At 62.1% G+C, this 16,783-nt stretch carries 19 protein-coding genes; 9 read left to right on the top strand and 10 right to left on the bottom strand.

The window, feature by feature from the left end:
* Nucleotides 1–194 precede the first annotated feature (194 nt).
* The 7 genes from AC1Q80_RS22410 to AC1Q80_RS22440 all read right to left on the bottom strand — a co-directional run bounded on the left by AC1Q80_RS22410 (nucleotide 195) and on the right by AC1Q80_RS22440 (nucleotide 7,141).
* Nucleotides 195–1,094, bottom strand: coding sequence for an ABC transporter ATP-binding protein (locus AC1Q80_RS22410; RefSeq protein ID WP_492361942.1), 900 nt, complete (start codon nucleotides 1,092–1,094; stop codon nucleotides 195–197).
* A gap of 5 nt (nucleotides 1,095–1,099) precedes the next feature.
* Nucleotides 1,100–1,903, bottom strand: coding sequence for an ABC transporter ATP-binding protein (locus AC1Q80_RS22415; RefSeq protein WP_492361893.1), 804 nt, complete (start codon nucleotides 1,901–1,903; stop codon nucleotides 1,100–1,102).
* Nucleotides 1,900–2,790, bottom strand: a complete 891-nt coding sequence (locus AC1Q80_RS22420; RefSeq protein ID WP_173423205.1) for an ABC transporter permease — start codon at nucleotides 2,788–2,790, stop codon at nucleotides 1,900–1,902. Before AC1Q80_RS22420 ends, AC1Q80_RS22415 begins: the two co-directional genes overlap by 4 nt.
* A gap of 1 nt (nucleotide 2,791) precedes the next feature.
* Nucleotides 2,792–3,769 (bottom strand): ABC transporter permease, encoded by a 978-nt coding sequence (locus AC1Q80_RS22425; RefSeq protein ID WP_492361894.1) that lies wholly within the window; start codon nucleotides 3,767–3,769, stop codon nucleotides 2,792–2,794.
* Between the two features lie 160 nt (nucleotides 3,770–3,929).
* Nucleotides 3,930–5,579: an ABC transporter substrate-binding protein gene (locus tag AC1Q80_RS22430; protein ID WP_492361895.1), complete on the bottom strand. Its 1,650-nt coding sequence runs from the start codon at nucleotides 5,577–5,579 to the stop codon at nucleotides 3,930–3,932.
* A 35-nt stretch (nucleotides 5,580–5,614) separates the two neighbouring features.
* A complete protein-coding gene (locus AC1Q80_RS22435; protein ID WP_492361896.1) occupies nucleotides 5,615–6,637 on the bottom strand; it encodes a glycoside hydrolase family 3 N-terminal domain-containing protein in 1,023 nt (340 codons plus the stop codon).
* 24 nt (nucleotides 6,638–6,661) lie between these two features.
* Complete coding sequence (locus tag AC1Q80_RS22440) at nucleotides 6,662–7,141, bottom strand: GNAT family N-acetyltransferase (RefSeq protein ID WP_173423201.1); 480 nt, start codon at nucleotides 7,139–7,141, stop codon at nucleotides 6,662–6,664.
* 204 nt (nucleotides 7,142–7,345) lie between these two features.
* Between AC1Q80_RS22440 and AC1Q80_RS22445 the strand changes: the two genes are divergently transcribed.
* The 7 genes from AC1Q80_RS22445 (at nucleotide 7,346) to AC1Q80_RS22475 (ending at nucleotide 12,286) form a co-directional block, all read left to right on the top strand.
* Entirely contained in the window at nucleotides 7,346–7,495 is a 150-nt protein-coding gene (locus AC1Q80_RS22445; protein ID WP_173423200.1) for a hypothetical protein, read from the top strand.
* A 191-nt stretch (nucleotides 7,496–7,686) separates the two neighbouring features.
* Entirely contained in the window at nucleotides 7,687–7,854 is a 168-nt protein-coding gene (gene napE, locus AC1Q80_RS22450; protein WP_412728353.1) for a periplasmic nitrate reductase, NapE protein, read from the top strand.
* An 8-nt stretch (nucleotides 7,855–7,862) separates the two neighbouring features.
* Nucleotides 7,863–8,357, top strand: a complete 495-nt coding sequence (locus tag AC1Q80_RS22455; RefSeq protein ID WP_209790116.1) for a ferredoxin-type protein NapF — start codon at nucleotides 7,863–7,865, stop codon at nucleotides 8,355–8,357.
* Complete coding sequence (locus tag AC1Q80_RS22460) at nucleotides 8,350–8,637, top strand: chaperone NapD (RefSeq protein WP_492361897.1); 288 nt, start codon at nucleotides 8,350–8,352, stop codon at nucleotides 8,635–8,637. The genes AC1Q80_RS22455 and AC1Q80_RS22460 overlap by 8 nt, the downstream gene beginning before the upstream one ends.
* Nucleotides 8,612–11,116, top strand: coding sequence for a periplasmic nitrate reductase subunit alpha (gene napA, locus AC1Q80_RS22465; RefSeq protein ID WP_173423196.1), 2,505 nt, complete (start codon nucleotides 8,612–8,614; stop codon nucleotides 11,114–11,116). Before AC1Q80_RS22460 ends, napA begins: the two co-directional genes overlap by 26 nt.
* Nucleotides 11,086–11,586, top strand: a complete 501-nt coding sequence (locus AC1Q80_RS22470) for a nitrate reductase cytochrome c-type subunit (protein WP_173423195.1) — start codon at nucleotides 11,086–11,088, stop codon at nucleotides 11,584–11,586. Before napA ends, AC1Q80_RS22470 begins: the two co-directional genes overlap by 31 nt.
* A gap of 4 nt (nucleotides 11,587–11,590) precedes the next feature.
* Nucleotides 11,591–12,286: a NapC/NirT family cytochrome c gene (locus tag AC1Q80_RS22475; protein WP_173423194.1), complete on the top strand. Its 696-nt coding sequence runs from the start codon at nucleotides 11,591–11,593 to the stop codon at nucleotides 12,284–12,286.
* 142 nt (nucleotides 12,287–12,428) lie between these two features.
* Here the strand turns inward: AC1Q80_RS22475 and AC1Q80_RS22480 are convergent, their stop codons facing one another.
* Entirely contained in the window at nucleotides 12,429–12,797 is a 369-nt protein-coding gene (locus AC1Q80_RS22480) for a YbaN family protein (protein WP_209790112.1), read from the bottom strand.
* A gap of 19 nt (nucleotides 12,798–12,816) precedes the next feature.
* A complete protein-coding gene (locus AC1Q80_RS22485; RefSeq protein WP_492361898.1) occupies nucleotides 12,817–13,518 on the bottom strand; it encodes a DUF2161 domain-containing phosphodiesterase in 702 nt (233 codons plus the stop codon).
* 244 nt (nucleotides 13,519–13,762) lie between these two features.
* Here AC1Q80_RS22485 and AC1Q80_RS22490 point away from each other — a divergent pair, with 244 nt between their 5' ends.
* A complete protein-coding gene (locus AC1Q80_RS22490; protein ID WP_492361899.1) occupies nucleotides 13,763–15,121 on the top strand; it encodes an NfeD family protein in 1,359 nt (452 codons plus the stop codon).
* A 26-nt stretch (nucleotides 15,122–15,147) separates the two neighbouring features.
* Nucleotides 15,148–15,921 carry a slipin family protein gene (locus AC1Q80_RS22495; protein ID WP_492361900.1) on the top strand — a complete coding sequence of 258 codons (774 nt, stop codon included), beginning with the start codon at nucleotides 15,148–15,150 and terminating at the stop codon, nucleotides 15,919–15,921.
* A 21-nt stretch (nucleotides 15,922–15,942) separates the two neighbouring features.
* On the opposite strand, the gene AC1Q80_RS22500 is transcribed toward AC1Q80_RS22495, so the two are convergent.
* Complete coding sequence (locus tag AC1Q80_RS22500; RefSeq protein ID WP_173423189.1) at nucleotides 15,943–16,755, bottom strand: inositol monophosphatase family protein; 813 nt, start codon at nucleotides 16,753–16,755, stop codon at nucleotides 15,943–15,945.
* Between the last annotated feature and the right edge of the window lie 28 nt (nucleotides 16,756–16,783).

The following is a 16,783-nucleotide window of genomic DNA, read 5'->3' on the forward strand; positions in this document are numbered from 1 at the left end:
CGGACGTCAGCTCGCTGGATTCCGGCACAAGGCCGGAATGAGGGAGAATTGAGTAAGGCTGTCGGCAGACATGCATTCTCAGGGTTTGCGCCCGTGCTATGGAGAATGCCCCGTTCGAATGCGGGGCGCGTGCTGTTTCGGCACTTTGCGAAGATGGCCTAGCCAGAGGCTGACCGCCGGCCGTCGCTGCCGGCTCAGGCGGCGCGAACGAAGTGATCGCTGTCGACCTCGACGATACTGTCCTGCGTCATCGCCGATTTGCGCCGGATCTCCTCCACATCCTCCGGCCGCAGCCGCACGCTCGGGTCGTCGAAGCGGATATCCGGGTCGGGAACTGCGGAAAGCAGGAGCTTCGTATAGGGATGGGCGGGATTGTCGATCACCTTGCCGACATTGCCCCATTCGACGATCTGGCCGGAATACATCACGGCAATATCCTCGGCGACATAGCGCGCCGTGGCGATGTCGTGGGTGATGTAGAGCAGCCCGAGCTTCATCTGCTGCTTCATTTCGCTCAAGAGATTGAGCACCCCGAGGCGAACGGAGACGTCGAGCATCGATGTCGGCTCGTCGGCGACGATCACCTCCGGCTTGGCGGCAAGCGCGCGGGCGATGTTGACGCGCTGGCGCTGGCCGCCGGAGAGTTCGTGCGGGTATTTCGGCGCGACAAGGTCGGGATCGAGCTTCACCTGCTGCAGCAGCGCCCGCACCGTCGCGTCGATCTCCGACCGCTTGATGTCAGGGCGATGCAGCAGCAGCGGCCGCTTCAGATGATAGGCGATGGTGTGGGCCGGATTGAGCGAGGCGAACGGATCCTGGAAGATCATCTGCACCGCACGGCGGTAGTGGGCCGCTTCGGCGGCATTGCTGCCTTCGACCGGTTGACCCTTGAACAGGATCTTGCCTTCCGTCGGCAGATATTCGCGCATCGCCATGCGGGCACAGGTGGTCTTGCCGCTGCCGGATTCGCCGACAAGCGCAAGGGCGCGACCGGCATGCAGCGAAAACGAAATCGATCGGGCAGCGCGAACGGCGCCTGGCCCGTTGCCGAAGGTCTTGGTGACATTGTCGAGAGCGAGGATCGGGGTCTGCATGCCGGTCATAGCAGGACACCTCCATGGAGAGAGGGGAAGGAGGCCCAGAGTTTCTTGGTATAGTCGTGCTCGGGCGATCCGTAGATCGCTTCGGCTGTGTTCTGTTCTACGAGCTTGCCCGCGAGCATGATGCCGATGCGGTCGCAGAATTGTACCATCAGGCCGAGGTCGTGGGTGATGAACAGGACGGCAAAGCCGAGGCTGCGGCGCAATTCGTTGATCCGTTGCAGGATTTCGCGCTGGACGACGACATCGAGCGCGGTCGTCGGCTCGTCCATGACGACCAGCCGCGGATCGAGCGCCAAGCAGATGGCGATGACGATGCGCTGGCGCATGCCGCCGGAAAACTGATGCGGGTAATCACGCATGCGGTCTGGGGCGATGTCGACGAGCTTCAGCATTTCGGCGGTGCGGTCACGTGCCTGCGCGCGGCTCATGCCCTTGTGCGTCTTCAGGACGTCGTAGAACTGCTGCTCGATGCGCAGCACCGGGTTGAGCGAGTTCATCGCGCTCTGGAACACCATGGCGACCTCGCGCCAGCGGAAATCGCGCAAGCCCTTGTCGTCGAGATCGAGCACGTTGCGGCCGTTGAGCAGGATGGTGCTTTCACGCCGGATCAGCGCCGGTGGTTTGTGCAGCCGGCTGATGGCAAAGGCGATGGTGCTCTTGCCGCAGCCGGATTCTCCGGCAAGTCCGAAGACTTCGCCCGGTGCGACATCGAAGCTGACGTTGTCGACGGCGCGAAAATCCTTCTCCTCGCCGATATAGTCGATCGTCAGGTTTTTCACCGATAGCAATGGTGCGGTCACAGGCGACCCTCCCCGGAACGAATTAGGGCGGACCAGCGTCCTAGGCGGTTTCCGGTGCGCAGCCTGGGATTGGCGATTTCGTCGACGGCGAAATTCAGAAGCGACAGGCCGATGCCGAGGAAGGCAAGCGCAAAGCAGGGCGTGAGAATGTCCCACCACGCGCCGACAGAGAGGGCCGAGGCCTTCTGGGCGGCATAGAGCATCGTGCCCCAGGAGACGACCTTCGGATCGCCAAGGCCGAGAAACTCAAGGGTTGCCTGGGTGATGATCGCGAAGATGACGCTGCCGATGAAGTTGATGCCGACGATCGAGATCAGGTTGGGGAAGATCTCGAAGGTCATGATGCGCCAGCGCGGCTCGCCCATCATCTCTGCCGACTTGACGTAGTCCTTCTGCTTGACGGACAGCGTCTCGGCGCGGGTGACGCGCGCGCCCCATGCCCAGGATGTTCCGCCAAGGATCAGCGCGATGACCCAGGGGCTCGCCTGACCGATGAAGGCGGCGAGAACAAGCAGCAGCGGCAGGTTGGGAACCACCAGCACCATGTTGGTGAAGAAGCTGATGACCTCGTCGACCTTGCCGCCGCGATAGCCGGCCAGAATGCCAAGCGCGGTGCCGACGATGGTGATGAGTAGGCCTGCACCGAAACCGACGGCCAACGAGGTGCGGGCACCATAGATCAGCCGCGTGAACACGTCCTGGCCGATGCGGGTGGTGCCGAGCCAGTGGGCGAGCGACGGGGCCTGATGCGGGCGGCCGACGCGCGCGCCCGGATCATAAGGGGTCAGCAGCGGTGCGGCGAGTGCTACAACGAGAATGAAGGCGATGATGGCGACGCCGACAAGGGCCTTGCGGTTTCGGATCAATCCGAAGGGTTGGGACTTCATCTCACGCCCTCTTCAAGCGGGGGTCGAGCAACACATAGCTGACGTCGACGATGAAATTGGCGACGAGCATGGTCGCGGTCATGATCAGAAGCTGGCCCTGGATGACAGGGTAGTCGCGGGCAAGGATCGCCTGATAGAGAATGTTGCCGAGGCCCGGATAGTTGAACACGACTTCGGTAACCAAAGAGCCGCCGAGGATCGTGCCGATGGCGATGGCCAGGCTCGACACGGTCGGCAACAGCGCATTGCGCGCCGCATACCAGAGCATCACGTGCCCGTCGGACAGACCCTTCGCCCGAGCCATGACGATATAGTCCTCGCCGAGCAGGTTGATCATGTTGTTGCGCATGGTGACGGCAAAGCCGCCTGTCAGCACGGTGCAGAGCGTCAACATCGGCAGGATGCCGTGATAGAGCACGCTGCCGAGATATTCGAGCGTGAAGGCCGGGTCGAGCGCCGGGTCGGCGGCGTAGCCTGTCGGGAACCAGTTGAGCGTAAAACCGAAGAAGAAGACGACGATCAGCGAGGTGACGACGGCCGGAACCGAGGTCGCGAAGATCGCGCCGACGGAAACGATGACGTCGAAAAGGCTGCCGCGACGCCAGGCGGCGAGAATGCCAAGAAAGGTGCCAAGCGTGAAGCTGATGATCGTCGCCGTGCCCATCAGGCCCACGGTCCAGACCAGTGCATTGCCGAGAACCGTCGACACCGGCAGCGGGAAATACTTGATCGAGCGGCCGAGATCGCCGCTGAAGATGCTGCCGAGATAGGTCAGATATTGCTGCCACAGTGGGCCGTCGACGAAACCGAAGGTCAGTTTCAGCGCCTGCAGGCTTTCAGGCGGCAGTTCCGCGCCCGCGCTCGAAAACATGATCTGCACGGGATCGCCCGGCATCAGTCGCGGCAGGAAGAAATTGATCGTCGCCGCCGCGACGAAGGCTGCCAGATAGAAGCATAGGCGGCGAAGCAGGAAAGCCATGGGGACTCCATCGACTGCGCCTGATCCCGTTACCGGCAGAAGAGGCGGCAGAAACCTTTAGAAACGGCGCGAGCCTTCGCTGAGCAGGTCTGCTCTCAAAGAGCCCACGCGGAGACGGGAGCGGCCCGATCGTGAGCCGCTCCCGCCAGTCCTGGGATGTTTAGTTGACCGGCTCAAGAGCCAACAGGTGCAGCAGGCGCGCCGGGTTGGTCCGCGAGATCGACGGATTGACGAACGGGGTTTCAGCCGTCACCCAGCCTTTGAAGCGCTTGGTGTTGTACTGGTACCAGTTCGGGTTGTTGAACACCGGCATGACAGGCATGTTTTCAGCAACGATGCGCTGCGCCTTGTTCATGGCTTCCTTCTGCTTGGCGAGGTCGGCCGTGTGGGTGAACTCGGTCAGGAGCTTTTCCACGTCGGCGTTGAACCAGCGCTGTGCGGTGAAGCGTGTCTTGCCCTTGTCCGAAGCGCTGAAAGCACGCTTGTAGGGATAATAGGGCGAGGCGGATGCCGGCAGGCTGTTGATCGCCGCGTCGAACGTGCCGTTGATGAGGTTGCCGGTCCAGACGGCTTCCTCAGGTGTTTCGATCTTTGCATCGAGGCCGACGGCCTGCAGGCCTTCGACGGCAATCGTCACCGTATCGATCCAGTCGGTCCAGGAACTCGGCACGATGATCGAGAAGGAGATCTTGCTGCCGTCCGGATTGTCGCGGAAGCCGTCGCCGTCCTTGTCGACATAGCCGGCCTCGTCGAGCAGTGCCTTGGAGGCATCGGCATCATACTTGCCGTAGGTGCCGAAGTCGGTCGCGACCGAGGGGTCAGCCCAGCTCTTGTAGAGTTCGCCCATGCCGGCCGGATCTTCGTTGAGCGTCGGATAGCCGTAGCCGGCAACGTCGACCATGGTGCCCCGGTCGAGCGCCATCGAGGCCGCCCGGCGGAATTTTACGTCGTTGAAGGCCTTGCGGTTGTTTTCGTTGGCGGTTTCCTGGTTGAACAGGAAAGCGACCATGCTGCTCGGCGAGTACCAGAAATGAAAATGTTCAGGGTCCTTGGCGACATAGACATTCTCGATATCCGGGATGAATGAAACACCCCAGTCGAGCGTGCCCGACGCGGTCGCCGTCAGGATCTGGTTGTTGTCGGCCAGCTGCGGGAAGCGCATGCAATCGACCTTCAGGGTCGCTGCATCCCAGTAGTGCGGGTTGCGGCACTGGTCGTAGGTCTGGCCGGTGAAGCGGGGGATTTCCGTCATCGGGCCGCTGCCGACAGGTGTCTCGTTGGCGAAGGTCACCGGCTCGGCGATATCCTTCCAGACATGTTCAGGCACGATCGGCAGCTGCGCCAGCTGCTCGGCGGCAAGCGAGCTCGGATTGGCGAGCGTGAAGCGCACGGTCTGGCCGTCGACGGCTTCGACGCCGGTGATGAAGGTCCAGATGCTGACGAAATCGAGCGCCGGGAATTTCTTCAGGTAGTCGTAGGTGAACTTGACGTCGGCGGCGGTCAGTGGCTTGCCATCGGACCATTTCAGGTTCGGGCGCAGCTTGAACTCGATCGACTTCAGGTCGTCGGCAAGCTTGAAGCTTTCCGCGAGGCGGAACGTCGGCTTGTTGTCGTCGAAGCGATTGAAGACGATCAGCGGCTCATAGATGAAGTCGAGCGTGCTCTGGCGCGCCGATGTCTGGTTGAACGGGTTGAAGTTGCGAACCCAGGTGGTGGCTGGCTCGATGTTGACGGTCAGGACCGACTGCGCCATCGCGGGTGCGGCAAAAAGGGCCAGCGCGGTCGCTGCCCAGAGAATGGATGTTTTCATGGTTTCTCCCCCCTTGATTGGTGAATGGCGTCCCGTCAGGCGACGAGAACGCTCTTGAACATCTCTTCGACTTCGGCGTGCGCCGCGCGAACGTCGACCTTGAGCTTGCCGATCCGGCTCTGGCCGGCGGCGATGCGCTTCTGCGCGGCCTCCGTCAGCGGACGCGCGGCCTTGGCCGCGGCCTCGCTCTCGGCCAGGTCGCCATGGCTGTGGAGTGCGACGTCGGAGCCGGCGTCGAGCACCTGCTTCACACGCTCGGGCAGGGTGCCGCGCAGCGATTCCATGAAGATGCAGTCGGAGACCAGCACGCCCTCATAGCCCATGTCCGTGCGGATGACGTCGTGCATGGTCGGCGAGATCGAGGCCGGCAGCTCGCTGTCATAGGCCGAATAGACGACGTGGGCGACCATCGCCCAGGGTGTATCCTTGAGGGCAACGAAGGGCTTGAAATCGGTCGCTTCAAGCGTTTCGCGCGACGTGTCGACGACAGGGCGTTCCTTGTGGGAATCACGTGTTGCGCGGCCATGGCCGGGGATGTGCTTCATCACGGGCATGTTGCCGGTCTCGAGCAGGCCGTCGACGACTTCGCGGCCAAGTGCTGCGATAAAATCGGGATCCGAACCGAAGGAACGCGCGCCGATGACGGAGCTGGTCGTTTCGAAGACGAGATCGAGAACCGGCGAGCAGCCGCTGGTCAGTCCGAGTTCGGTCATCATGGTGCCCATGGCCTGCGACGACAGGCGAAGCGCCTTCCGGCCGAGGTCAAGGTCATGGCGGGCAAGCTCGGCAAACTGGCCGAAGCTGCGGAAAAGCGGCCAGGGACCGGCATCGAGATGCTGGACGCGACCGCCTTCCTGATCGGTGAAGACAGGTGCGTCCTCGCGGCCGACGGCCTCGCGAAATCGCTCGATCAGGATCTTGACCTGGCCAGGCTCGCGCAGATTGCGGCGGCCGACGAAGAGACCGAGCGGATTGGTTTCGCGAAACAGCGCGAACTCGTCGTCCGAGAGTGTGGGATTGGGAAGCCCGACGAAAAGGGCAAGCGGCGTCGATGCCATGGGAAAGCTCCGATGTTCAGGTGATTATTTGGATGGGCTACGAAGCATGCCTTCGTAGATGCCCTTGTCGGTGGCGGGGATGGCGACCGCGCCGATGGTCTTGGCGTAGAAGTCGACCGGACCGGCATCGCCGATGAAGGCATAGGCGTGTCCGAGTGTCTTCATGGTCTCGAGCGACGCGGTGAGCAGATCGACGCCGATGCCGCGGCCGCGACTTTCGGGCGACACTCCGGTCGGGCCAAAGAAGCCGCGCGCGGTCGTGTCGTAGCAGGCAAAGCCGAGCAGCTTTCCATCGTCCACCGCAATCAGGCAGGCAATCGGTTGGCGGGAAAAGGCGACGGAAACCTCGCTCGCCCAATTCTCACTGAAGTTCTGCCTTACCCATTCGACGACGACATGCATTTCCGGCGGAAGCGCCGGGCGAATGCGAATGCCCGTCGTGTCGGTTTTCCGCTTGAGATTGGCGAGCGTCGGCGAATACAAGCTCACAAGCAAGTCCGGCACCCCAAGTCCTCCGTTTATTCCCTTATTAAGGAATTGATCCCTTTGTAATGCAATATGTGTCCTGATCTCATGCGGGTTGTCAACCGGCAATCGCGGGGAAGGTAGTACGGTTGGCCTGTCGTTCAGGGAGAGGGCGAGACCGCTGAGCGGCGCATAGTATTGTCGTGCGAAGACCTGTTCGCTTCGGCAAATCTGCAATCGGCGATGCAGCGAATCGCCAAGTTCTCTTCAAAATCCAATGTCTTCGATGTCACCAAGCTGCGGGCGGCTGGCGCTTTCACCGACGCGCTGGAGCGGGCCATCGTTCTTTCATTGTTCTCTTCATATGGTGATTTACGAAAATACGAAGTGTGACTCTTGGTCCCGATTTGCAAAGAACCACTGCAATTGTTGGGGTAAATATCCCTTTGAATTGACAGATGTTATTTTTATACTTGATTGTAATTGTATAGTTTGTTCTGCTTTATTTTCTGTCACGGGTTGTTACTATGCTTCCGGATCAACGAGCCCGGGAGCCTGACGTGTCAGAGGTACCTTCACAGCACTTGACCGATCAGGAGCCGCGCTCGCGCCGGCGGCAGGAGCTTCTGACTTTTCTTGTTCTTGCCTTCGGCATCTGGCCGATTGTCGCCGTTGGGACGGTTGCCAGTTACGGCTTCCTGGTCTGGTTCTATCAAATGATCTTTGGCCCTCCGGGCCCGCTCGGGCATTGAGGTGATCGATGGGGGCGGTGACAACCAGACGTGGATTGTTGCTGGGCCGGCGGGCAGAGCGGAAGCGCGTCCTGCCGCCTGGCGTCACGCTTGAGAGCCTGGCGGCGTGCACCGGTTGCGGTCGTTGCGTGGAACACTGTCCCACCCACATCATTTCATTGCTGAACGAACGCCCGTCGCTCGATTTTTCCGGCGGCGAATGCACGTTTTGCGGCGACTGCGCCAGGGTCTGTCCGGAGCCGGTGTTTGCCGCCCCGGGTTCGACGCGGCTTGCCCATGTGGTTGCCATCGGCGACGGCTGTCTCGCGCAAAACTATGTCGCCTGCCAATCCTGCCGCGATGCCTGCCCTGAGCAGGCGATCCGGTTCCGACCGCGCGCGGGCGGCCCATTTCTGCCGGAGGTGGACGTCGACAGCTGCAGCGGGTGCGGCGCCTGTATCGGCATCTGTCCGGTCGGCGCCATCGGCATTGCCGAGCGACACGAGGAGGGCGTCCATGCCTGATCAATCCCGGCAATATCACGTCTCAAGCGCCGTCGTCGTCGCTCTTCCGGCGATGGCGGACTCAGTGCTTGCCGCGCTGGCGCGCATGGAGAATGTCGAGGTTTACGGACACGAGGGCGGCAAGATTGTCGTCGTCATCGAGGGGACGACTACCGGCATGCTTGGCGAAGCCTTGTCGACGATCTCCACGCTTGAGGGCGTGGTGGCGGCCAACATGGTTTTCGAACATGTCGAAACGGAAGGAGTGACGGACGATGACCACCGAACTGACGCGGCGTGACATTCTGAAGGCACACGCGGCGGGCATCGCCGCCGCCACCGCCGGTATTGCACTGCCGGCAGCCGCACAACCCGTGCCGGGCGGCATCAGTGCGCTCGAAATCAAGTGGTCGAAGGCGCCCTGTCGCTTCTGCGGAACCGGCTGCGGCGTGATGGTCGGCGTCAAGGAGGGGCAGGTCGTCGCCACCCATGGCGACATGCAGGCCGAGGTCAACCGCGGCCTCAACTGCATCAAGGGCTATTTCCTCTCCAAGATCATGTATGGCACCGACCGGCTGAAGACGCCGATGCTGCGCAAGCGGAACGGTGCCTACAGCAAGGACGGCGAGTTCGAACCGGTCAGCTGGGATGAAGCCTTCGACGTCATGGCCGAACAGTGCAAGAAGGTGCTGAAGGAAAAGGGCCCGACCGCCGTCGGCATGTTCGGCTCCGGCCAGTGGACGATCTTCGAGGGCTATGCGGCGACGAAGCTGATGCGTGCCGGTTTCCGCTCCAACAATCTCGACCCCAATGCCCGCCATTGCATGGCGTCAGCTGCCTACGCCTTCATGCGCACCTTCGGCATGGACGAGCCGATGGGCTGCTATGACGACTTCGAGCATGCGGATGCCTTCGTGCTCTGGGGCTCGAACATGGCCGAGATGCACCCGATCCTGTGGACAAGGCTTGCCGATCGGCGGCTTGGCCAGCCGCATGTGAAGGTCGCCGTGCTGTCGACCTTCACACATCGCAGCATGGACCTTGCCGATATCCCGATGGTGTTCAAGCCCGGCACCGATCTGGCGATCCTCAACTACATCGCCAACTACATCATCGAAAAGGGCAGGGTGAACGAGGACTTCGTCCAGAAGCACACCACCTTCATGCGCGGCGTCACCGACATCGGTTACGGCCTGCGGCCGGACAACCCTGTCGAGGTCAAGGCGGCGAATTCGTCCGATCCCGGCAAGATGGAGCCGATGGACTACGAGGCGTTCAAGGCCTTCGTGTCGGAATACACCCTGAAGAAGACGGCCGAACTGACCGGCGTCGATCCGGCTTTCCTTGAAGAACTGGCCGAGCTTTATGCAGATCCGCAGCGCAAGGTGATGTCGCTGTGGACCATGGGCTTCAACCAGCATGTGCGCGGCGTCTGGGCCAACCAGATGGTCTACAACATCCACCTTCTAACCGGAAAGATCTCGGAGCCCGGCAACAGCCCGTTCTCGCTGACCGGCCAGCCTTCCGCCTGCGGCACGGCGCGCGAGGTCGGCACATTTGCCCATCGCTTGCCGGCCGACATGACCGTGACCAATCCGGAACATCGCAAGCATGCCGAGGAAATCTGGCGCATTCCGCACGGGATCATTCCGGAAAAGCCCGGTTATCACGCCGTCGAGCAGGACCGGATGCTGAAGGACGGCAAGCTCAGCTTCTACTGGGTCCAGGTCAACAACAACATCCAGGCCGCTCCCAACACCAGCAACGAAACCTGGCAAGGCTACAGAAACCCGGAGAATTTCATCGTCGTTTCCGATGCCTATCCGACGATCACCGCGATGAGCGCTGACCTGATTCTGCCGGCGGCCATGTGGGTGGAGAAGGAAGGCGCCTACGGCAATGCGGAGCGGCGCACCCATGTCTGGCACCAGCTGGTGCAGGCGCCGGGCGAGGCGCGTTCGGATCTCTGGCAGCTGGTGGAGTTCTCCAAGCGTTTCATCACCGACGAAGTCTGGCCGGCAGAGATTCTCGCGGCCAATCCCGAGTTCAAGGGCAAGAGCCTGCACGACGTCCTGTTCCAGAACGGAGAGGTCAACCGCTTCCCCTTGAGCGAAATCAGCGGCGACTATGCCAACAACGAAGCCGAAGCCTTTGGCTTCTATATTCAGAAGGGGCTGTTCGAGGAATATGCCACCTTCGGTCGCGGCCATGGTCACGATCTGGCGCCTTACGACCGCTACCACGAGGAGCGCGGGTTACGCTGGCCGGTGGTCGACGGCAAGGAGACGCGCTGGCGCTATCGCGAGGGTTATGACCCCTATGTCAAAGCCGGCGAGGGCGTCAAATTCTACGGTCGCCCTGATGGTAAGGCGGTCATTCTCGCCGTGCCTTACGAACCGCCGGCGGAATCGCCCGACGAGGAGTTCGACCTCTGGCTGGTGACGGGCCGCGTGCTCGAACACTGGCACTCTGGCTCGATGACCATGCGCGTGCCGGAGCTTTACCGCGCGTTTCCCGGTGCCCGCTGCTTCATGAACGCGGACGACGCCCGCAAACGCGGCATCAATCAGGGCGCGGAAGTGCGGATCCTGTCGCGGCGCGGCGAGATCCGCTCACGCATCGACACGCGCGGCCGCAATCGCATGCCACCGGGCGTGATCTTCGTGCCCTGGTTCGATGCGAGCCAGCTGATCAACAAGGTGACACTCGACGCAACGGATCCCATCTCCAAACAGACGGATTTCAAAAAATGCGCAGTCAAGATCATCTCCGTCGCTTGAAGCGGCCAGAATGGGTGGTTGTTGCGATCGGGCTTGCCCTGTTTGTGACGACCACGGCGATTGCCCAGGTCGTCCAGAAAATGGTGCCGCAGCTTGAGGGCCCGACACCGCAGATGGAAACAGGGGCGGCAGCGACCTTGCCGAAATGGGTGGTCGATGACGAACGCAAGATGCGCGCCTATCCGGACCAGCCGCCGATCATCCCGCACTCGATCGAGGGCTACCAGCTCTCGGTCAATACCAATCGCTGCCTTTCCTGCCACAAGCGCGAGTTCACCCAGGACAGCGGCGCGCCGATGATCAGCGTGACCCATTACATGACGCGCGACGGGCAGATGATCGCCGATGTTTCGCCGCGGCGCTACTTCTGCACGGCGTGTCATGTGCCGCAGGCGGATGTTCGCCCATTGGTCGACAATGGCTTCAAGGACATGAGCGAACTCGGCGTCAAGCCGGCCGGAAGCGAGTGAGCCCATGGAGCGGATTAAAAGACTTATCCTGTGGGCGTGGCGGCTGGTCAGCACGCCGGCGGGAACGCTGAGCCTCGGCTTTCTGACGCTCGGCGGCTTCATCGGCGGCGTGATGTTCTGGGGTGCCTTCAATACGGCACTCGAGATCACCAATACAGAAAAATTCTGCACCTCCTGTCATGAGATGAAGGACAACGTCTATGAGGAGCTGACGCGCACGATCCACTTCTCCAACCGGTCCGGCGTTCGCGCGTCCTGTCCGGATTGCCACGTGCCGCACCAGTGGACCGATAAGATCGCCCGCAAGATGCAGGCGTCGAAGGAGGTTTGGGGCAAGATCTTCGGCACCATCAACACCCGCCCGAAATTTCTTGAAAAACGCCTCGAGCTCGCTCAGCACGAATGGGCGCGGCTGAAGGCCAATGACAGCCTGGAATGCCGCAATTGCCACTCCTCCGTGGCCATGGACCTGCAGAAGCAGACGGAGCGCGCCGCCACCATCCACACGCGCTATCTGCTGTCCGGCAAGGCGACCTGCATCGACTGCCACAAGGGCATCGCCCATGAGCTGCCGAACATGCAGGGCATCGATCCCGGTTGGAAGATGCCTAGGGAGTTGGAAGGCACAACCACCTCGGGCATGACGCCGATCGACGATCTTCGCCGTGCGATGATGGAGCTTCACGCCAGCAATTTTTGATCGCCGCTTCCGGCAATGCCACGGCGAAGGGATTGATCTTTTAGAGCGTTTCCGGCTTGGACAGAGTCGCAGAAGCGCTCTAGCACCTTGTTTTTATGCATTTCCTGACGGAAAACCGCTTCGCACTTTTCCTGGAAATGCTCTAGGCGTTCGGCCGGGTAATGATGAAAAGGGCCGGGAGCAGCATTGCCCCGCCGACGATCGCCGCGAGCAGCAGGCTCGGTTTGCTGGCGAGGCAGAAGAAGACGAAGCTCACGAGCATCAGCGCGAGGGCGATGGTCTTTGCCCGGGCCGGTATCGCGCCTTTTTCCCGCCAGAGCCGCAAGGAGGGGCCGAATGTCGGATGCTCCAGCAGCCAGCGCTCAAGCCGTGGCGAGGCGCGTGCAAACAGGCCCGCCGCCAGCAACAGAAACGGCGTGGTTGGCAGGATAGGCAGAAAAATGCCGGCGATGGCGAAGCCGACCATCAGCCAGCCGAGGCCAAGACAGAGCAAACGGAGGGGAAGGTTCATCTGTGCTCTCCGCGCCAGCTCAGTCTTCGGACACTGTTGCCATCGTTTCGATCTCTGACGCGCCCGAAACCGCAGCTTGCGGCCAGCGCCGAAGCGCTTCCGTCCCCGCTTCGGTCAGCGCATAGATGCCGCGGTCGACCCGTTCGAACCAGCCATAGACATTGCCCTGCAGGATCTTGGCGGCGTCGGGCGCGGCTTCGCGCAGGTCACGCGGGCGCAGCTGTCCACTTTGCAAGGCGGCGGCGCAGGCAAGCGCCTGCTGGCGGTAGGCCGTCATGATCGGCGAACGCGTGCTGCCGCCGAGCGTCGGGTCGCCCTTGCGACGGTGGTGCTCCTTGATGAGACGCGCCCGCTTCTTCAGGTTCTTGCGCGGCATGGCGGCGGACGCAGCGACGATGACGTCGACCGTGCCGTTGTCGGCAACCGCGAGCATGCCGAACCCGATCCGGCGGCACAGATCGCGAAAGCGCCGGTCGCTCTCGCGCCCTTTGCCTTTTGCCGAAACGCGTGCTGCGATCCAGACCTCGTCACCGGCATTGGCCCGATCGACCGCCTGCAAGACCAGCTCCAGATTGAACGTCAGCTTCAATTCGCAGATCACGACGAGCGGTGGCTCGTCGTTGCTGAGCGCAAGGATATCGCAGCCGCCGATCTCGCCCTTGACGGAATATCCGGCCTCTTCGAGGAAGCGCTTGATCGGCAGATAGAGTGTTGTCTCCAAGCGGGCGGGTTTCCTCTAGAGGTCGAAGGCGGCTCGCCTCGGCAAGCACGGCAAGTCGTTCATTTCTGCGAAGCAGTGCGGTTGTCCTGACATGCAGATAGCCCCGATGCGGGACTTTGTCATCCCGCTCACCGTCCGGACTGCGGTGGTGTGTTGTGCTTCGTCTTAACTTTATGGTGTGCTAATATTGTTGGCGCGGGACGTCTTCGCCGAAGGTGCCCGCATTCCGAGGCTTTGACGACGGATGTTGCGAATCCTCAGCCTGTTGCTTGCCCTGATATCGACATGCGTGTTTCCAGCAGCGTCCGCGCCAGAAACCGAGCGGGTTGCCTTGGTGCTCAATCTGAAGGGGTCAATCGGTCCGGCAACGGCCGAATACGTCAAACGCGGTTTGCAGCGGGCAAACGACCGGCACCTGCCGCTTGTCGTGCTGCAAATCGACACGCCCGGCGGTCTCGATACATCGATGCGCGAGATCATCCAGGCGATCCTCGCCTCATCGGTCCCCGTTGCGAGTTTCGTCGCGCCGAGCGGGGCGCGGGCTGCCAGCGCCGGCACCTATATCCTCTACGCGAGCCATATCGCGGCCATGGCGCCGGGAACCAATCTCGGGGCGGCAACGCCGATCGCCATTGGCGGAGACATGTTTGGCGGAGAGAAGGATGAGAGCCCCGACGGAAAAGGCAAAGACACTGCCGCCAAGCCGGCGCAGACGGCGAGCGATGCAAAGCTGGTGAACGATGCCGTCGCCTATATCCGCGGATTGGCCGAGTTGCGCGGACGCAACGCCGACTGGGCGGAGCGGGCGGTGCGTGAGGCGGCCAGCCTGTCGGCCGCGGCGGCCGTGCAGCAGAAAGTCGTCGATTTCACTGCCGTTTCCATCGACGACCTGTTGAAGCAGACGCAGGGGCGGAGTGTTCGCGTCGAGCAGACGGACGTGACGCTTGAAACGGCTGGGCTTGGCGTGGAGACTTTCGTACCCGACTGGCGCACGCGCCTGCTTGCGGTCATCACCGATCCGAACATCGCGATCATTCTGACGATGATCGGCGTTTATGGACTGATCTTCGAGTTCCTGACGCCCGGATCTGTCGTGCCGGGCACTGTCGGCGGGATCAGTCTGCTGCTCGGCCTCTACGCATTGGCCGTTTTGCCGGTCAGCTATGCCGGCGTCGGCCTGATCCTGCTCGGCATCGGCCTGCTGGTTGCAGAGGCGCACTCGCCTTCGTTCGGCGTGCTCGGGACGGGCGGTGCCCTGGCGATTGTTCTCGGCGCTGCGATCCTTTTCGATACGGACACGCCGGGGCTGCGGGTGTCCTGGGCGTTGCTCGCCGGTGTCGGCATCGCCAGCCTCGGCTTCAGTCTGCTCGTCGGGCGCCTCGCCTTCGGTTCCCGCCGCCGTGCCGTGGTCACCGGAAGCGAGCAGATGATCGGCATCGCCGGCAAGGTCGACAGTTGGGCTGGTGCCAAGGGCTATGTCATTGCCCACGGCGAGCGCTGGCAGGCCGTCAGCAGCGAGACGCTCACAATCGGTGAAAACGTGAAAGTGGTTGGGCGGAACGGGCTGACGCTCGAGGTCGCGCGCGACGAGGCGAAGGCCTGACGCCTGCGGTAGAAGGAGTAGAGATCATGGACATGCTTGGGAGCCTCGCTCCCTATCTCGCGATCCTGTTTTTTGTCCTGCTCGTGATCGCCTACGCGATCAGGATCCTGCGCGAATATGAACGCGGCGTCATCTTCACCCTCGGTCGCTTCACCGGCGTGAAAGGGCCGGGGCTCATCCTGCTCTTGCCCTATGTCCAGCAGATGGTGCGGGTCGATCTGAGAACCCGCGTGCTCGACGTTCCGAGCCAGGACGTCATCTCGCACGATAACGTGTCGGTCCGCGTCAGCGCCGTCATCTACTTCCGGGTGATCGACGCCGAAAAGTCGACGATCCAGGTCGAGGATTTCATGATGGCGACGAGCCAGCTCGCCCAGACGACATTGCGCTCCGTGCTCGGCAAGCACGACCTGGACGAAATGCTGGCGGAGCGCGACCGGCTGAACGACGACATCCAGAAGATCCTCGACAGCCAGACCGATGCCTGGGGCATCAAGGTTGCGACCGTCGAGATCAAGCATGTCGACATCAACGAAAGCATGGTCCGTGCCATCGCCCGCCAGGCGGAGGCGGAGCGCGAACGCCGTGCCAAGGTCATAAATGCCGAGGGCGAGCAGCAGGCGGCCGCAAAACTGCTCGAAGCGGCCGAGATCCTTGCCCGGCAGCCGCAAGCCATGCAGTTGCGCTATCTGAGCACCTTGAACGTCATCGCCGGCGAAAAGAATTCGACGATCGTCTTTCCGTTCCCGATGGAGCTCGTCAACCTGCTGACGGCCAAGGCCGACAAGCAGGCGAGCTGATCGCGTTCGGGGTCGTTGTGTTCAGGCCGCCTTGCGTTCCAGCTGAGCGACCTTGAGCAGGTCGTCGATCGCACCGGGTGCTGCGACCAGAACGGCACTTCCCCGTGTCAGCGCTTCGCCCTGTGTCGGGAAAGGCAGCGACCAGCCGCCCGCCTCGTTGACGAGGCAATAGCCCGCCAGGCAATCCCAGGCATGCATGTAGGGCTCGTAGTAGCCGACGAGCCGACCGGCGGCCACATAGGCGATCATCAGCGCGCCCGAACCGTTGCGCATGAAATTGCCGCCGGCTTCAAGGAGCCGCTCGACGATCCCGGCGACTTCGGCCGGCGTCACGTGATTGTTGGCGCCAAGACCGGTCACCGCATCGCGGATCGTTCGCGTGCCGTCAAGACGCAGGGTCTTGCCATTGAGCGTTGCTCCCTGACCGGACGCGGCCGCATAGAGTTCGTCGTGGCATGGAGACTGGATCACGCCGATCACCGGCTTGTCGGCATAAAGCACGGCGATCGAGATGCACCAGTTGGGCATGCCGTTGACGAAAGGCGTCGTGCCGTCGATCGGATCGATCACCCAGGTGAAGCCCGACGTGCTGCTGACAAGTCCATGTTCTTCGCCAAGGGCTCCATCGCTCGGGAATGCAGCGCTGATGCGATCGCGGATGAGCGTCTCGACGTTGCGATCGGCGATCGAGACGACGTCATGGGCGTCGGCCTTGGTCTCGATGACCAGCGTCTCGCGCCGCAGGAAGTAGTCGTGGGCGAGCTTTCCGGCTTCTATGGCGACGGTCTTGGCGAGCGCGAAACGGGCATCAAGGCCCGCGATTGGCGAAGTCATGCAAAAAGTCCTTCCTGTGTCGATTTCG

The sequence above is a fragment of the Ensifer sp. GW823-FHT05D09 genome, from assembly GCF_058795755.1.

Coding starts and splice junctions, on each gene's coding strand:
- AC1Q80_RS22410 (WP_492361942.1), bottom strand. CDS start 1,094: ATGCAGACCCCGATCCTCGCTCTCGACAATGTCACCAAGACCTTCGGC.
- AC1Q80_RS22420 (WP_173423205.1), bottom strand. CDS start 2,790: ATGAAGTCCCAACCCTTCGGATTGATCCGAAACCGCAAGGCCCTTGTC.
- AC1Q80_RS22425 (WP_492361894.1), bottom strand. CDS start 3,769: ATGGCTTTCCTGCTTCGCCGCCTATGCTTCTATCTGGCAGCCTTCGTC.
- AC1Q80_RS22430 (WP_492361895.1), bottom strand. CDS start 5,579: ATGAAAACATCCATTCTCTGGGCAGCGACCGCGCTGGCCCTTTTTGCC.
- AC1Q80_RS22435 (WP_492361896.1), bottom strand. CDS start 6,637: ATGGCATCGACGCCGCTTGCCCTTTTCGTCGGGCTTCCCAATCCCACA.
- AC1Q80_RS22445 (WP_173423200.1), top strand. CDS start 7,346: ATGCAGCGAATCGCCAAGTTCTCTTCAAAATCCAATGTCTTCGATGTC.
- AC1Q80_RS22455 (WP_209790116.1), top strand. CDS start 7,863: ATGGGGGCGGTGACAACCAGACGTGGATTGTTGCTGGGCCGGCGGGCA.
- AC1Q80_RS22460 (WP_492361897.1), top strand. CDS start 8,350: ATGCCTGATCAATCCCGGCAATATCACGTCTCAAGCGCCGTCGTCGTC.
- napA (WP_173423196.1), top strand. CDS start 8,612: ATGACCACCGAACTGACGCGGCGTGACATTCTGAAGGCACACGCGGCG.
- AC1Q80_RS22470 (WP_173423195.1), top strand. CDS start 11,086: ATGCGCAGTCAAGATCATCTCCGTCGCTTGAAGCGGCCAGAATGGGTG.
- AC1Q80_RS22475 (WP_173423194.1), top strand. CDS start 11,591: ATGGAGCGGATTAAAAGACTTATCCTGTGGGCGTGGCGGCTGGTCAGC.
- AC1Q80_RS22480 (WP_209790112.1), bottom strand. CDS start 12,797: ATGAACCTTCCCCTCCGTTTGCTCTGTCTTGGCCTCGGCTGGCTGATG.
- AC1Q80_RS22490 (WP_492361899.1), top strand. CDS start 13,763: ATGTTGCGAATCCTCAGCCTGTTGCTTGCCCTGATATCGACATGCGTG.
- AC1Q80_RS22495 (WP_492361900.1), top strand. CDS start 15,148: ATGGACATGCTTGGGAGCCTCGCTCCCTATCTCGCGATCCTGTTTTTT.
- AC1Q80_RS22500 (WP_173423189.1), bottom strand. CDS start 16,755: ATGACTTCGCCAATCGCGGGCCTTGATGCCCGTTTCGCGCTCGCCAAG.